Genomic DNA, 12,690 nt, shown 5'->3' with positions numbered 1-12,690 from the left:
AATGAAATGTTATGTTGGATATGAAAATTAGATTCTTGATATTAAGCATATTGTTTGTTGGAACAGTATCAGAGGTTATTGCACAGGAGAAACGCATTCTTACATTGGAAGAATGTAAGGGAATGGCTTTAAAGAACAATGTAGATATGCAAACTGGCCGGATAGATGTTGCTGCCGCCAAACAGACTCAAAAGGATGCTTTCACAAAATATTTTCCTAAGATTACGGCTGGGGCTGTTTCTTATAAGGCCGATGATAATTTGATTGAAGGTGTCATACCGCCAATTCCCTCTTTAGGATTGGAGACACCAATGGAAGTGGGTGTTTTGGAGGAAGGAAATTTGATAACGGCATCTGCCATACAACCTATTTTTGCAGGAGGGCAGATTGTAAACTCTAATAAATTGGCTAAAACGGCATTGGAGGCGTCACGTTTACAACTTAATATGACGGCCGACAAAGTGGAACTGGAAACAGAGACATACTTTGGGAAAATAGTGTCTTTGAAGGAAGCAGAAAAAACATTAGCCATACTTGATACGCTGTTACAGAATTTGCATAAAGATGTAAGCCTTGCTGTAAAAACAGGCATAACAACTCATAACGATTTGTTGACTGTACAGCTAAAACAGAATGAATTGCAGAGTACACGGTTGCAGGTAGAGAATGGAATGCAGCTTTCTAAAATGGCTTTGTGTCAGTATATAGGCATTCCGCTCGATTCCGCATCATATATTGATGTTCCTGAAATTGATGTTGAGATAAAAAATCCCGCAGAATATTTAGTGGATCATCAGTCCATGTTGCCTTCATTATCTGCTTATAAATTATTAGGTAAGAATGTGGAAGTACATGAGTTGAAACGAAAAATTGTTTTGGGTCAACAATTGCCTACGGTAGGAGTAGGAGTTACTTATGCATACGAAGATTGGATGTTTGATAGAAGCCGCAATCATTTTGTGATGATGGCTACGCTCAGTGTACCAATTTCTGATTGGTGGGGAGGAAGCCATAAGTTTAAGCGTTCAAAGTTAGAGGAAAAGAAGGCACTACAGCAGCAACAGGATGGCGGGGAGAAGTTACAGTTGAAAATGCAGCAGAGCTGGAATTTATTGACTGAGTCATATAAGCAGATTATACTTGCAGAATCAGCTGTCAGCGAATCGGAAGAGAATCTGAGGATGCAGACAAACAATTATCATTCGGGGATATGTTCATTGTCCGAGTTGCTTGATGCACAGGGACTATATCAGAAGAGCCGCAATAGATATACAGATGCTTGTATTGATTATAAGATAAAGGTAACTCAGTATCAGAAAGATACAGGACAATAAAACGGCGTTTGTCTGTTATTGGGCTATATAATTTTACTGTCAGATAATGTTTGAATACTTCAAATATTTATCTGATGGTTTTTATGACGTTTTTGTATTGTTTGCAATTATGAAGTGGAGAGCTGATTATGCGGAACAACCAGCGGTGATAATTATGCGAAAGTAAGATCATTTAAGTTCAAGATGTGGAATTTTATGGGATTGATAAAATATGATATAGTTATGATAAAGCAGACTTTGAGTAAGTACGCAATTTGTCTTGTTCTGTTATGTCTGTGTTTTACGAATGGGCTAATGGCGCAGGGCGAGGTGAGGCCTAAAGTGGGTTTGGTTCTCAGTGGAGGAGGAGCCAAAGGAGTGGCCCATATTGGAGTTCTTAAAGTATTGGAAGAAGCTGAAATACCTATAGATTTTATTAGCGGTACAAGTATGGGAGCAATAATAGGTGGTCTTTATTCCATTGGCTATACTGCCGAAGAACTTGACAGTATGGTCAGGACACAGGATTGGATGTTCCTTTTAACCGACCAGATAGCACGTCCGTACAGTTCGTTTAATACGAAATATGAAAAAGAGCATTTCCTTGTAAATGTCTCTTTAGGGGCAGATAAGAAGATATCTGCTCCATCTGGCATCATTAAAGGGCAAGGCATACTGAATAAATTTACAGGGTTGACAGCAGGGTATCATCAGATAGAATCATTCGATTCTTTACCTATACCCTTTGCTTGTGTAGCAGGAGACTTGAAAAGTGGAAAAGAAATTGTGATCAGGAAAGGCAATTTGCCTTTGGCAATGCGGACCAGTATGGCAGTGCCCGGTGTTTTCGAGCCGGTATATAGGAATGACATGGTACTGGTGGATGGAGGAATTTTCAATAATTTCCCTGTTGATGTAGCAAAAGAAATGGGGGCTGATATAACTATTGGGGTCGATTTAAGTACAGAAGCCTTTGTTGAACCAGACTACGGGAATGTAGTGAGTATTGCCAACAGGATAGCATTTTTATCAGGAGAAGAAAAATACAGGAAAAACAAGAAGGATGTTGACTTGTATATGAATCCGGGACTAAAAGGGTATACATCGGCAGATTTCAAGCAATCGGCTATAGATACAATGATAGCAATGGGCGAGAAAGTTGCTAGAGAGCATTGGGACGATATCATCGCTTTGAAAAAGAAGTTGGGTGATTATATTCCGCTACAAAAGACTGCTTTTAGGAAAAAAGCAAATCAGGTTTATATAAGCTCTATTCGTGTAGAAGGTTTGGAGACGTTGGATGAAATGAGTCTTTATAAGATGTTGAAGATTGATAAAGATATGACTATTTCTGCTGCCGATGCAGAGAGCGTAGTGTGGAGTTTACAGGGATTAGGATTATTTGACCGTGTTTCTTATTTGATAGTTCCAGACAATGGTGCCAATGAAAATACTCTGGTTATATCTGTGCACGAAAAGGGAAAAGGAAATATTGGTATAGGGGTGCATATTGATACGGAAGATATTGCATCGGTACTTCTGAAAGCTCAAGGTGCGATTGGTAAATGGAAGAAACATAATGTAACGGCTACCGCCAAAATCAATAAAAATGCCTGGCTGGATTTAGACTATAATTTCAGAATTAATAATATTAGTGGTGCGATAAAAACCACATCACTGTAGTTAAACGATTAATTTTAAATCAAATATAAGCGTTCATTGATTTTTTGATTTGAAAATGATTTATTAGTCCTGTAGTTTCAACATATCAGGATTATGAATCAGGGCAAGTTTGTATTTTCCCAAGTTGTCGAGTATATACCGCGATATCAGTTTGATAAACTCGTAAAGCAATATCAAGGAGATTGGCATACCAAAAATCTCAGCAGTTACAGTCACCTCCTTCATCTCCTTTTCGGACAGTTGACGGGATGTGATTCTCTGAGGGATATTTGTCTATGCCTCGAAGCCCATAACAAGATGCTTTATCATCTCGGCTTTCGTAAGGCCGTGAACCATACCTCATTGTCTCGTGCAAACGAAAGCAGGGATTACCGCATCTTTGAAGGGTTGGGCCTTTATTTAATTGACATGCTCAGACCGATATACTCAAATATCCAACTGTCTCAAATTACCATTGATAACGAGATATATGCACTTGATTCCACGACCATATCGACCAGTATAAAGCTTGCAACGTGGGCTTTGGGGAAATACAGCAAAGGAGCTATCAAGATGCACACCCTGTTGGATTTGAGAGGCAACATACCTACCAATATCCATATCACGGACGGCAAGTGGCATGACAGCAACGAACTTGACGCACTGACACCAGAGCCTTATGCTTTCTACGTGATGGATAAGGCTTATGTTGACTTTAAAGCACTTTTTAGATTTCATCAGGCTCAGTCATTTTGGGTATCACGTCCAAAAGAGAACATGAAATTCGATACTGTCGAGCAAATGGATATTGCCGATGTCAAGTCTGGCATACTGGAAGACTCCCGTATAAGGGTAACAGGATATAACTCAAGCAAGCTGTATCCCGAAGACATGAGATTTGTCCGCGTTTATGACCCTGATAATGACACTATTGTGGACTTTATATCCAACAATTTTGAAGTCAGTGCCTTAGAAATATCCAACTTGTACCGCCATCGATGGGATATAGAGGTATTCTTCAAGTGGATTAAACAGAACATTACCGTAAAGACTCTGTGGGGATATTCGGAAAATGCTGTCAAAATCCATCTTTGGGCTGCCATCATATCGTATCTGACAGTGGCAAGAATAAAGGTTGACTGCAACAGCCCATATTCAATCACCGAGGTGGCTACCCTGATTAGAATATCCGCGTTGGAAAGAACAGACCTGCGGTCGTTGATAACAAAACAAGACTCATCAATCATTTCAAACCAAAATGTCAAAGAACTCTCGTTATTTGGTGATATTTAAAATCAATGCGATTTTATCGCACCAGTAGTAAATTAATAATATGAATAAATTGGGAGCTTCATATCGCATTGCATATAAAGACTTTATTTTAAAAATATATGGTGAAGACAAAGAACATTTGTCGTATTTGAATAATCATGTCGAAGTATACATGAAAAACGATTCGCATAGAAGATTCAATTATAAAACAGGTATTCAATATGACTGGTTCAGCAATACGTCACAGTGGTATTCGGCATACAATGATGCTTTGCATCAGAAAATGGGAAACTATTTCTTATCGGGATATTTTGATGTAGAATATGATAATTTTGATGATAAAGAACTGCCTACCCGTGGCGTCAATGTTCGTCTGATTCCCGAATTGTATGTAGGCAGGATATTTGATGAAAGCCGCTATATGTTTTTCCCTTTTGTGTTTAGAATTAAAGGAGCGTATAGCATAAGCGATAAAATCTGTGTATTGCCGGAATTGTTTGGACGTTTTGTTTTCGGAGATAAAGTCCCCGGATATTATTCCAATTTTGTAGGGGGAGAATGTTATGATCGGTATATGTTTGGACAGCAATCATTTTATGGCATTCACTATACCGAGCATGTAGAGAATAAAGCGATAGGAACTCGGATTGACTTAAGGTTCAAGTTGGCAGAAAAACATTATTTGTCATGTGTGGGCAATTATATGTTGCATGCAGGCCAAATGGATGAAATACTGCATGGAGAAGATATGTGGGGAATGGGTATAAAATATTCTTATAACAGTTTCTGGGGACCTGTCAGTGCTACTATTGATTATTCGGATCGGGTGAAGAAAATAGGTTTTTATGCAAGTATCGGCTATTGCTTTTGATTTTAGAAATATCCTATTGCAACATGTTGGGATGCATGGAAATAGGAGTCGGGTATTTTACGGGAAGGATAAGTTTGCTGCATAATTTGTGGGGAATATATTGTTCGGCATTCAGAAAAATATTATTTTCGTATGTAAAATTCGTGTATACTGTTATGTCCTGTTTATGAAACGCTTGGATATCTTTTTTAGTCTGTTGCTGCTGGGTGTGCTTGTCGGATGTCGCGAGGCCGGCAAGCAGGTGACGCCTGCGTCGGAAACGTATAAGCCGGAAGTCATGACCTCAGAGATAGTCGATACGTTGGCGGCAGAACCTCTTCCTGTCGAAGAAAAGCTGTTGAGGGCAGACGACATTCACCTGACCAAAGAATTGCTGTACGATAAATATACGTTGGATGATACCTATCCTTATCAGGACACGGTGCGTTCGTTCAAGTGGGACGTCATCCGCAACTGCCTGGCCTATATCGAAAACATGCAACGGGGGCAGGAGCGATGGGTAGTGCTCCAGAACTACAAGAACCTGAACCGTGAGGCTCCTTTGGTGCGCAAGTATGTGCGCAATGCCTACAAGCGGGTGGCCGATACGTTGGGAGTGGAGCGTTATCAGTCCGTGCCGATGTATTTGCCGGGTGATACGCTGGTGCCCGAACGCTATGGGCGCGACGGAACGTTGGCCTATCTGCGGGGGCAGGTAGGCAGTTTCTGCAGGGTCTATCCGGTGACGTGGGAGGAGGAGTGGCTGGTGCCCGAACGCTATCTGAAACAGTTGAGCGACAGTACGATTTTCAATCATGTTGTCTTCGTCGACCGCCTCGACCAGAACATTACAACCCTGGAGCGTACCGCCCCGGGCGAATGGGCCATCCGCAGCATGAATCCGGCAACTACCGGCCGCCATGCTCCGCCTTATGCGCAGGAAACACCCTTGGGCATGTATCTGCTGCAGCAGAAAAAGCAGAAGATGGTGTTTCTGAAAGACGGCTCCTCGGCAACGGGCGGCTATGCACCTTATGCCAGCCGTTTCACAAACGGTGCCTATATCCACGGCGTACCCGTCAACGTGCCACGGACGGCCATGATAGAGTACAGCTGGTCGTTGGGGACCATCCCCCGCTCGCACATGTGTGTGCGCAATGCCACGTCGCATTCGAAGTTTGTCTACGATTGGGCGCCGACCGAGAAATCACTGATTGTTGTCATCGAGTAGAGTTGCATCTGGCTTCCTTCTCAGGCAGGGAAGGGGATGAAATGTATAGCCTTTGGGTGCAATCATCCCGGATGATTCCTACAATCAACGGGGATGATTCATACAATCATCCGGGATGATTGGTGTCTCCCTCCTTATATCGGTGCGGCAAAGGCTGTGAAGAACAGGGGGAAACTTGTATTATTTAACTTTATGCGTAGTGAACGTATGGCAGAAAAGCAGTAATTTTGCGCAGTTTTTTTAGGGTAATCGAAAAGAATCGTATCGTATTGTGTTGAATAATAGGTTATTGTTGTTGATTGTTTTTCTGTGTCTGCCGCATGTGACTTGGGTGGAAGACAGAGAATGCATGCCTTCGCTTTCCGTCTCCGAGGGGATGGGGTGCGCGGCCCTGTATCGTTCGATGGATTTGGAAGGGGTTGTCGGCTGGGAAGCTTTCAGGCAGGCAGTAACCGGATATTATAAGGTGGCAGGACGCAAGCGCGACGTGCTGACGCTGATAGACTTTTCGCAACCATCGACCCGTGAGCGGCTTTTCGTATTCGACATGAAGGAACGTAAGATGCTGTTCTCGTCTCTGGTGGCTCACGGAAAGAATAGCGGAGAGATGTACGCCACTTCTTTTTCGAACGAAAACGGCTCACTGAAAAGTTCCTTAGGATTTTATCTGACCGAATCGACCTATCAGGGCAGCAATGGTTATTCGCTGATTCTGAACGGACTGGAGAAGGGCATCAACGACCACGCCCGCGAGCGTGCCATCGTGATGCACGGTGCCGACTATGCCGACCCTTCTGTCATCAGCGGTGGGCGGCGCCTGGGGCGCAGTTTCGGATGTCCGGCCGTTCCCCGTGCCCTTTCACGCCCCATTATCGACGCTATCAAGGGAGGGAGTGTGATGTTTATATACGCTGAAACGCCCGATTATCTGGCGCAAAGCAGTTTTTTCAGTTGAAAGGAAACCAATATGGCAAGCATTAAACCAATGACGGAAGGCCGTTCCCTTCCATTGATATTTAATTTTGCTTTACCTCTTCTTTTAGGCAATCTGCTCCAGCAGACTTATTCGCTGGTAGATGCGGCCATTGTCGGACGTTTCTTGGGCATTGATGCGCTGGCATCGGTGGGTGCCAGCACGTCGGTCGTCTTTCTTATTCTGGGTTTTTGCAACGGATGTTGTGGCGGCTTTGGCATTCCCATCGCACAGAAGTTCGGTGCATGCGACTATACGACGATGCGCCGTTATGTGTTCGTCAGTCTGCAGTTGGCAGTGGTGATGTCGGTTGTGATAGCCGTAGTTACCAGTCTGCTGTGCGGCAATATCCTGCACTGGATGCGTACGCCGGACAATATCTTCGAGGGAGCATACCGCTATCTGCTGTTCACCTTTATCGGTGTACCCTGTACGTTCTTCTACAATCTGCTGTCCAGCATCATCCGTGCCTTGGGCGACAGTAAGACTCCGTTCTGGTTCCTGTTGCTTTCGACGGTGTTGAACATTGTGCTCGACCTTTTCTGCATCCTCGTCCTGGGGTGGGGAGTAGCCGGTGCGGCCATTGCCACGCTGGTGTCGCAGGCTGTTTCGGCTGTCCTTTGCTACTTCTATATGGTGAAGAAGTTCGATATTCTTCGTACGACGCCTGCCGAACGTAAGTACGATGCTTCGTTGGCCCGCCGGCTGATGTATATCGGGGTGCCGATGGGACTTCAGTTCTCGATAACGGCCATTGGCAGTATCATGTTGCAGAGTGCCAACAATGCGCTGGGAACCGCCTGTGTGGCTGCTTTTACGGCTGCCATGCGCATCAAGATGTTCTTCATGTGCCCGTTTGAAAGTCTCGGCATAGCCATGGCTACGTATTCGGGACAGAATTACGGTGCGGGTAAGCCTGAACGTGTCTGGCAAGGGGTGAAGTCGAGTGCGTTGATGATGATGATCTATTGGGCCTTTACCTTCGTGGTACTGATGACCAGTGCCTGTACGATTGCCTTGCTGTTTGTCGATGCTTCCGAGATCGAGATTCTGAAGGATACGGCCTTGTTCCTGCATGTTTCGGTATCGTTCTTTCCCGTGCTGGGCTTGCTCTGCATTCTGCGCTACACCATTCAGGGAGTCGGATATACCAGTCTGGCCATGCTTTCCGGTGTGTCCGAGATGATAGCCAGAATCCTGGTCAGTGTGTTTGCCGTACCGGTATTCGGTTATTTGGCCGTCTGCTTTGGCGACCCTACGGCATGGGTGTTTGCAGATGCTTTCCTGATTCCTGCATTCATATACGTCTATCGGCGGATGAGGCGTAAGATGTAGATGAAAAGGTTGGGGCCGATACCTTTCTTTTCATGAGATTTTTTTCTGTTGTCGCATGCAAGGTCTTCTTGTATCCGACCGTCTGTTTCCTGTACCGGGCCGATGGCCGGAGGTAACAGATTTTGCCTGTTTTGCCTTCAGGTTTCGATATTTTCTCTTGCAGATGTCGATTAAATTGCCAATATTGCATGTACGTTTTACACGCAATAATAGACGAGGAGTTGCGGATGTATCCTTAACGGTTTGTCTATCAGTGATGTGTAAACATTGAGACAGATGTTTTTAATTTGCTGAAGCCTTGCAGAATATCAGCAAAAAGTATTCCTTAAAATTAATAATTTATGAAACTCAAGAGAAATGGACAAAAAAGAAGGCCAAGCACCTTCTTGTATGTAGCCGCACTTTCGCTGGCTGCTAGTGGATGGGCTTTTTCTTCGAAAACGGATGATGGCGGGGAAGCTGTTAAAGAGCCTGTGTTTGAAAGTATCGGTAACCCTTATCTCCCTTTGTGGGAACATGTGCCCGATGGAGAACCACGCGTGTTTGAGGACCCGGACAATCCCGGTAAGTACAGAGTGTACATCATCGGTTCGCACGATTTGCGCCTCGACAGCTATTGCGGACCGGATATCCGTGCTTGGTCTGCTCCGGTAGAGGACTTGCAGAACTGGCGTGACGAAGGCCCGATTTTCACCTATCACATTGACGGGCAATGGGACGTGATGTATGCTCCCGACCTCGTGGAGGTGAACCGTCGGGATGGTACTCGCGAGTACTACCTGTATCCGCATAGCCGTGGCCCGTTCCGCGAGGCAATGGTTGCAAAGAGCACTCGTCCGGACGGACCGTTTACTCCGGTGAATGTGACCGAAGACGGTCGGAAGGCATTGCCGGGCAGTATCATGGGCTTTGACCCTTCGGTTTATGTAGAGCAGATCACCGACCCGAACGATCCGGATTACGAAATCGGCTTCCGTGCCTACGGCTTCTGGGGATTCCAGCGCTCGTCGGCCGCCGAATTGGACCAGAACACTATGTATTCGGTACGTCCCGGTAAGGAGGTGATTCCGTTTAATATGCCGGCAGGACGTCGGTATGGCGTAGTTCGCGACCCGGCCGATGCCGTTTATCCCAACGTCTATCCGGGACAGGATTTGGGGGCTTTCAACTTCTTCGAAGCTTCCTCCATCCGTAAAGTAGGAAATAAGTATGTATCGGTTTATAGTGGATACTCTGGTCCCGACTATGGTATGGGAAGCAGTAACTCCACCCTGCGTTATGCTTATGGTGACACTCCGCTCGGACCGTGGAAAATCGGTGGCGTCGTTGTAGACTCGCGTGGTCCGGAAGTAAGCGAGGACGGTAAGTCACTGGTATCTACCAATGGCGGACACAATACGCACGGCAGTATCGAGGAAATCAACGGTCAGTGGTATGTATTCTATCACCGTCCACCCCGTAACTTCGGTTTTGCGCGTCAGGCTGTAGTGGCTCCCATCAAGGTAGAGTGGGAAGAGAAACCGGTATCCGAAGGCGGTAAAGTGACCATTACCGGTTACGACGCTTATGCCGACGACCATAAGTGGACAGCCAAAGACAGCAACGGCCACGAATATACTGGAGCGGAAGTTACCTCCGAGGGATTCCACATCTTCGGTCTCGATCCGTATCGTTATTACTCGGCCGGTTATGCCTGCTACCTGTCCGATACCGGCGTTCAGCAGGATTCCTGGGACGTATGGGACAACCACATGCCGATAACAGGAGTACGCAACGGTGTCATCATCGGCTATAAGTACTTTGGTTTTGGCGGACTGGATAAGAACAGGAACGGTATCAAGGCTTTCGAAGGCACGAAGCCCGGAAACGGTACGGTGTTCAACCTCTTCATCACTCCGCGTACCGACAAGGCATTCAAGGTAAATGTATGGCTGGATGCTCCGTGGGACAATGCCGTATGGAAAGGCAAGAAGATTGGCGTGATCGAAGTTCCGGCAGGTGCTGCACAGAAAGAAACCAAGTTCACTCTGAATGTGGCTGATGTGGTAGATCATCTGGATAAGAAACATGCCATCTATCTGGTGGCCGAGGGCGAAGGCCAGGCTCCGCTGTTCGATATGTCAGGTTTGGGATTCAGCTCGGCCAAGCATCCGATTGTCCGTCCGGTAGTTCCCGAAGTGACGGTGAAGGTAGGAGGCGAAGTAATCGAACTGCCCAAGACGCCGGTACGCTCGACAAACGAAAACGGTATTGCCGACTATTCGCACTACGAGGTAGTCTACGAAGTTGCCGCAGCCGGCAAGTCGTTCCCTAAAGTTACTGCCAAGGCATCGAATAAGAAAGTTGATATCAAGATCGACCAGGCCAAGGCAGACGAAGGCTTTGCTACCGTAACATGCCGTTATAACGGTATGCCTAAGATCTATAAGATTATTTTCAAGTCGAAATAATCGGTTATAAACTTCCTGTCCGCTCTTCACATGCATCCGGAGACGGGCAGGAAGTTCTTTTTTTATCCTTTCATTTTTTTCTCATCCCCTCCGTTGTATTTGACTTCTGTCATTCCTTTATTTCGTAAAAGTGCACTATATTTGTCCTTGTCTTGCCGAAAAAAGGAAAGCTGACAATGGAACGTAAAATCATACACATCGACATGGATGCCTTCTATGCATCCGTAGAACAGCGCGACCATCCCGAGTTGCGGGGCAAACCTATTGCCGTGGGGCGTGCCGAAGAGCGGGGAGTAGTGGCTACGGCCAGTTACGAGGCTCGCCGCTATGGAGTGCGGTCGGCCATGTCGTCGCAGAAGGCCAAACGTTTGTGCCCTTCTCTGATTTTCATTCCCGGCAGGATGGACGTGTACAAGGCAGTGTCGCGTCAGATACACGAGATATTCCACGAGTATACCGACCTGATAGAACCTCTTTCGCTGGATGAGGCTTTCCTGGATGTCACCCATAACAAGCCGGGCATGGAACTGGCTGTCGACATAGCCCGCGAGATAAAGCAGAAGATACGCGACCAACTGAATCTGGTGGCCTCAGCCGGTGTTTCCTACAATAAATTTCTGGCCAAGATTGCTTCCGACTACCGCAAGCCCGACGGACTGTGTACCATTCATCCCGACCAGGCACTCGACTTCATTGCCCGTTTGCCTATCGAAAGTTTCTGGGGAGTAGGGCCTGTCACAGCCAAGAAGATGCACCTGCTGGGCATACACAACGGCGAACAGCTTCGTACCCGTTCGCTTGCGATGCTGACGCATGAATTTGGCAAGATGGGGAACGTTTATTACGACTTTGCCCGAGGCATCGATTTGCGTCCTGTCGAGGCGGTGCGCATCCGTAAGTCGGTAGGTTGCGAGCATACGTTGGAGAAGGACATTTCCCGCCGTTCGTCGGTAATCATCGAGCTGTATCATGTAGCGGTGGAACTGACAGGCAGGCTGGAGCGTCATAACTTCAAGGGGAATACGCTGACGTTGAAGATTAAGTTTCACGACTTCAGTCAGATAACCCGCAGCACGACCCGTCCGCAGGAACTTCATACGCTCGACGAGATTCTGCCATTGGCCAAGCAACTGCTGAAGGAAGTCGATTACGAGCAGCATCCCATCCGGCTCATCGGCCTTTCCATCTCCAATCCGCACGAGGAAGAGGCGAAGAAAGGAGTATGGGAGCAGCTCAGTTTCGAGTTCAGCGACTGGGAGTAAGTGAAGGTCGGGGCGAGGTTGGTAGTTGTTACCTTCTCCTTGTGCAGGGATAAAGAAAAAAGAGAATGTATCTTTTTGCGATACATCCTCTTCACTCATTTTATTTAAAGGGTTGTTTATTTACATTTTATCAGGCTTGCGGAGGCAAGCGCTTTTACATTCAGTTCCGATTACTGCTTGGCAAGCAGTTTCTGGAGTTTTCCACTAAGGGCTTGGCACATGGCACCGTTTCTCATCGACTGATAACGTTTGATACGGTACTGCAACATCATAATTTCATTTACGTCTTTTTTCATAATCGTCTTCTTTTTGTGCTTCCCGCATTTCGGAAAGCGGTTCTTA

The 12,690-nt window shown here is 46.1% G+C and carries 10 protein-coding genes; 9 read left to right on the top strand and 1 reads right to left on the bottom strand.

Annotated features, from left to right (window positions below; genetic code table 11):
• Window positions 1-20: 20 nt before the first annotated feature.
• The 9 genes from BQ5591_RS14710 to dinB all read left to right on the top strand — a co-directional run bounded on the left by BQ5591_RS14710 (window position 21) and on the right by dinB (window position 12,348).
• Complete coding sequence (locus BQ5591_RS14710; RefSeq protein ID WP_071150754.1) at window positions 21-1,334, top strand: TolC family protein; 1,314 nt, start codon at window positions 21-23, stop codon at window positions 1,332-1,334.
• Between the two features lie 222 nt (window positions 1,335-1,556).
• Window positions 1,557-2,996, top strand: coding sequence for a patatin-like phospholipase family protein (locus BQ5591_RS14705; RefSeq protein WP_159434491.1), 1,440 nt, complete (start codon window positions 1,557-1,559; stop codon window positions 2,994-2,996).
• A gap of 93 nt (window positions 2,997-3,089) precedes the next feature.
• Entirely contained in the window at window positions 3,090-4,268 is a 1,179-nt protein-coding gene (locus BQ5591_RS14700) for an IS4 family transposase (RefSeq protein WP_071148875.1), read from the top strand.
• 40 nt (window positions 4,269-4,308) lie between these two features.
• On the top strand, window positions 4,309-5,118 hold the full coding sequence (locus BQ5591_RS14695) for a hypothetical protein (protein ID WP_071149915.1): 810 nt from the start codon (window positions 4,309-4,311) through the stop codon (window positions 5,116-5,118).
• 166 nt (window positions 5,119-5,284) lie between these two features.
• The gene (locus BQ5591_RS14690; RefSeq protein WP_071150753.1) at window positions 5,285-6,328 is read left to right on the top strand and encodes a L,D-transpeptidase; all 1,044 of its coding nucleotides are present in this window, start codon (window positions 5,285-5,287) and stop codon (window positions 6,326-6,328) included.
• 349 nt (window positions 6,329-6,677) lie between these two features.
• On the top strand, window positions 6,678-7,283 hold the full coding sequence (locus BQ5591_RS14685; protein ID WP_235817131.1) for a murein L,D-transpeptidase catalytic domain family protein: 606 nt from the start codon (window positions 6,678-6,680) through the stop codon (window positions 7,281-7,283).
• 12 nt (window positions 7,284-7,295) lie between these two features.
• The gene (locus BQ5591_RS14680) at window positions 7,296-8,636 is read left to right on the top strand and encodes an MATE family efflux transporter (RefSeq protein WP_071149914.1); all 1,341 of its coding nucleotides are present in this window, start codon (window positions 7,296-7,298) and stop codon (window positions 8,634-8,636) included.
• Between the two features lie 341 nt (window positions 8,637-8,977).
• Window positions 8,978-11,086, top strand: a complete 2,109-nt coding sequence (locus tag BQ5591_RS14675) for a hypothetical protein (RefSeq protein ID WP_235817097.1) — start codon at window positions 8,978-8,980, stop codon at window positions 11,084-11,086.
• A gap of 176 nt (window positions 11,087-11,262) precedes the next feature.
• Window positions 11,263-12,348, top strand: coding sequence for a DNA polymerase IV (gene dinB / locus BQ5591_RS14670; protein ID WP_071149913.1), 1,086 nt, complete (start codon window positions 11,263-11,265; stop codon window positions 12,346-12,348).
• Window positions 12,349-12,518: 170 nt separating this feature from the next.
• On the opposite strand, the gene BQ5591_RS22045 is transcribed toward dinB, so the two are convergent.
• Complete coding sequence (locus BQ5591_RS22045; RefSeq protein WP_262483118.1) at window positions 12,519-12,644, bottom strand: hypothetical protein; 126 nt, start codon at window positions 12,642-12,644, stop codon at window positions 12,519-12,521.
• Between the last annotated feature and the right edge of the window lie 46 nt (window positions 12,645-12,690).

The sequence above is a fragment of the Bacteroides ndongoniae genome (assembly GCF_900108345.1).
GTDB lineage: Bacteria > Bacteroidota > Bacteroidia > Bacteroidales > Bacteroidaceae > Bacteroides > Bacteroides ndongoniae.
The sequence above is the reverse complement of the archived record's forward strand: the minus strand, read 5'-3'. Positions and strand labels throughout refer to the sequence as shown.

Bases quoted from the DNA above. Each gene is read 5' to 3' on its own strand.
- BQ5591_RS14710 (WP_071150754.1), top strand. From the start codon at position 21: ATGAAAATTAGATTCTTGATATTAAGCATATTGTTTGTTGGAACAGTA.
- BQ5591_RS14705 (WP_159434491.1), top strand. From the start codon at position 1,557: ATGATAAAGCAGACTTTGAGTAAGTACGCAATTTGTCTTGTTCTGTTA.
- BQ5591_RS14700 (WP_071148875.1), top strand. From the start codon at position 3,090: ATGAATCAGGGCAAGTTTGTATTTTCCCAAGTTGTCGAGTATATACCG.
- BQ5591_RS14695 (WP_071149915.1), top strand. From the start codon at position 4,309: ATGAATAAATTGGGAGCTTCATATCGCATTGCATATAAAGACTTTATT.
- BQ5591_RS14690 (WP_071150753.1), top strand. From the start codon at position 5,285: ATGAAACGCTTGGATATCTTTTTTAGTCTGTTGCTGCTGGGTGTGCTT.
- BQ5591_RS14685 (WP_235817131.1), top strand. From the start codon at position 6,678: ATGCCTTCGCTTTCCGTCTCCGAGGGGATGGGGTGCGCGGCCCTGTAT.
- BQ5591_RS14680 (WP_071149914.1), top strand. From the start codon at position 7,296: ATGGCAAGCATTAAACCAATGACGGAAGGCCGTTCCCTTCCATTGATA.
- BQ5591_RS14675 (WP_235817097.1), top strand. From the start codon at position 8,978: ATGAAACTCAAGAGAAATGGACAAAAAAGAAGGCCAAGCACCTTCTTG.
- dinB (WP_071149913.1), top strand. From the start codon at position 11,263: ATGGAACGTAAAATCATACACATCGACATGGATGCCTTCTATGCATCC.
- BQ5591_RS22045 (WP_262483118.1), bottom strand. From the start codon at position 12,644: ATGAAAAAAGACGTAAATGAAATTATGATGTTGCAGTACCGTATCAAA.